The organism is Vibrio sp. MM46, from assembly GCF_027587135.1.
Classification (GTDB): domain Bacteria; phylum Pseudomonadota; class Gammaproteobacteria; order Enterobacterales; family Vibrionaceae; genus Vibrio; species Vibrio harveyi.
Window position 1 is genome coordinate 1 of the sequence record NZ_JAPPTO010000067.1, and the last position, 2,449, is coordinate 2,449.

3 protein-coding genes are annotated in these 2,449 nt (G+C 46.2%); all 3 read right to left on the reverse strand.

Features of this window, described 5'->3' with window-relative positions:
• Nucleotides 1–78: 78 nt before the first annotated feature.
• Entirely contained in the window at nucleotides 79–1,554 is a 1,476-nt protein-coding gene (gene tnpC / locus OH459_RS27835) for an IS66 family transposase (RefSeq protein ID WP_443088664.1), read from the reverse strand.
• Between the two features lie 125 nt (nucleotides 1,555–1,679).
• Entirely contained in the window at nucleotides 1,680–2,027 is a 348-nt protein-coding gene (gene tnpB, locus OH459_RS27840; RefSeq protein ID WP_031497247.1) for an IS66 family insertion sequence element accessory protein TnpB, read from the reverse strand.
• Nucleotides 2,024–2,365 carry an IS66 family insertion sequence element accessory protein TnpA gene (gene tnpA, locus OH459_RS27845; protein WP_269989829.1) on the reverse strand — a complete coding sequence of 114 codons (342 nt, stop codon included), beginning with the start codon at nucleotides 2,363–2,365 and terminating at the stop codon, nucleotides 2,024–2,026. The genes tnpB and tnpA overlap by 4 nt, the downstream gene beginning before the upstream one ends.
• Between the last annotated feature and the right edge of the window lie 84 nt (nucleotides 2,366–2,449).

A 2,449-nucleotide genomic window follows, 5' to 3' on the forward strand; every position in this document is an offset into this window, starting at 1 on the left:
GTAAGCTGGCGGTAAACACCCTATTGCAATAAAAAACGGAAGGTGATTAGCCTTCCGTTTTTTGCTACTTAGCAGATTTTAAGCCTTGATGTTCCATGGCATCAGTGCTTCTAAGTTATCAGGTTCGACCGCCAGTCGCTCAAAGCAATGGGTCAGATACTCTGCCGGCACTAAGCCATTCGCTTTGGCGGTCTCAACTAAGCTATACAAGATGCAGCTGCTACGGGCACCACGCTCACTTTTAGTAAATAACCACGCCTTCCGTCCAACCACAAACGGACGAATGGCTCGTTCGCCTCTGTTGTTATCGATGGTAAGTCGGCCATCGTCAATATAGCGCATCAGTTTATCCCACTGACCTAATGTGTAATGGACCGCCTTCCCTAAAGCACTTTGTTTTGGAATACGAAGTACCGTCTTATCCAACCACTTTTTAAACTTCTTCAGTTCCGCTTTTGAGCTAGTTTGACGTTCATTGTATCGCTCTGTCACTGAGCTATTACGCTCTTTGAGCAAAGCTTCTGTGCGATAAAGTTTTTTGATGTGAGTTAACGCAACACGAACGCCACCTTCGTCATTACCTTGCACTTTCTGGGCATCGATAAATTTACGGCGGGCGTGAGCCCAGCACCCCACGAGAGTCGCATCGGTATCATGATAACCTTTGTAACCATCAACATGCAGATACCCCTTATATCCATCAAGGAAGTTGGATGCATGATGACCAGAGCGGCACATTTGATGGTCGTACAGCACAATATTGTGAGTGTTTTCATTATAGAATGGAGACTCTGGACCATCAGTACCAGAGCAATACACCCACATGTAGGTTTTGCTCTTGTCACTACCCACCACTTTGACGGGGGTTTCGTCTGCATTGAGAGCACTTTCTTTGAGCAGATGACTTTGAAGGTGTGCCCAAACACACTCTAAAATCTCCGAGCCCTGAACACCCCAATCAACCAGCGTTCGACGACTGATATCAATACCCCAATCGCCGAATAATGACGCAATACGAGTTAACGGTAAGCCATATTGGAATTTCATGGCGATGACCTGGGCAACGAGACTTGGTGTTGCAAAGCTTTTGGGGAAGACCGTTGCCGGCATAGAAGCTTGATGAACAACAGTTGGTTCACCTTGTTGCTCGCAATGACGGCAGACACACTTAGGTCGAACGTGCTGCTCAACTTCAACCTTGGCAGGGATAAAAATCAACTTCTCAGAGATGTCTTCCCCAATGGTATGGAGTTCATCACCACAATCCGGACAACGTGTTTCCTCTGGCTCATGGCGAATGACAACTCTGGGTAAGTCTTTAGATAAGGGTTGGCGTTTGGGCTTACGACGGGTTTTGCCTGTTTCTGATGAAGGTTCAGTGGCTGACTCAGCGTCAACGGGCTCGTCTTCAATATTAAAAAGCTCACCTTGACCAGTATCGACCTCAGAGCTTGCGCCAAAACGGTGATGTCGAGCTAAACGTAGCTCTTCAAGCACTTGGTAGTAACGATGTTTAAATTCATCTCGCTCAGCAGCAAGTGCAGCATTCATCATCTCTAGCTCGTGAAGAGTATGCTGAGATGTTAACTGTTCAGTGAGAGGGTTATTCATCGTTTTCATGGCATTGATTATACCATGAAATCAACTGTTAACTGGTTGGTTCTGTTGGATTTTGCTCCTTATTCCATAAGGCTTTCAACGAGCACGGCACGGTGACCAGATAAAGAAAATCCTGCGAGTAATGCGTCCAATTCATGTGGAGCTAACGTCAATGTTTTCGTGCCTTTTGTCGGCCAGCGGAATCGGTCACGGTCTAAACGTTTATACCATAATGCGAAGCCAGTTCTATCCCAGTACAACGCTTTCACTTTGTCCTTCGACTTATTGCAGAAGACGAAAAGCGCTGACTGGAATGGGTCAAGCGTCATGGTTTGCTCGACCAGATAGGCTAAGCCATCGATAGATTTACGAAAATCGACAGGTACTGGGTAGAGGTAAAGTTGGTCAAATTCAGAGAAGGTCTTCACGCATTCACCTCTCGAATAAGCTGCGCAACCCACAGAGGTGAAGTTCGGTCACAAAGACTGATGTTGATGTGGCCAATCGTCAAAGAAATGGATGAAGCTCTATCAATAGAGGGGGATGGGACATCATGTGACGCTTCCTGACTTGCATTGACCTTAACAAATTCTTCGACGTCTTCTTGTAAGGGTTTCAGTTCAATGCGATTACGATGCCGATAGAAGGCTTGTTGGTTAATGTTGTTCTGACGACAAAACTTAGCGACGGACAATCCGCTTTCACGCTGAGTTCGAATCATTGTCGCCCACTCTTCATCAGTTCTGGTACGGATAGGTCTTGGCATTGCTGCTCCCTTTTAAGACATTGGAAGCCATGACCATATCGAATTTGGAGTGGGATTATTAGATGGGGTTTACCGCCAGCTTAC

Bases quoted from the DNA above. Each gene is read 5' to 3' on its own strand.
- tnpC (WP_443088664.1), bottom strand. From the start codon at position 1,554: ATGATGAATGCTGCACTTGCTGCTGAGCGAGATGAATTTAAACATCGT.
- tnpA (WP_269989829.1), bottom strand. From the start codon at position 2,365: ATGCCAAGACCTATCCGTACCAGAACTGATGAAGAGTGGGCGACAATG.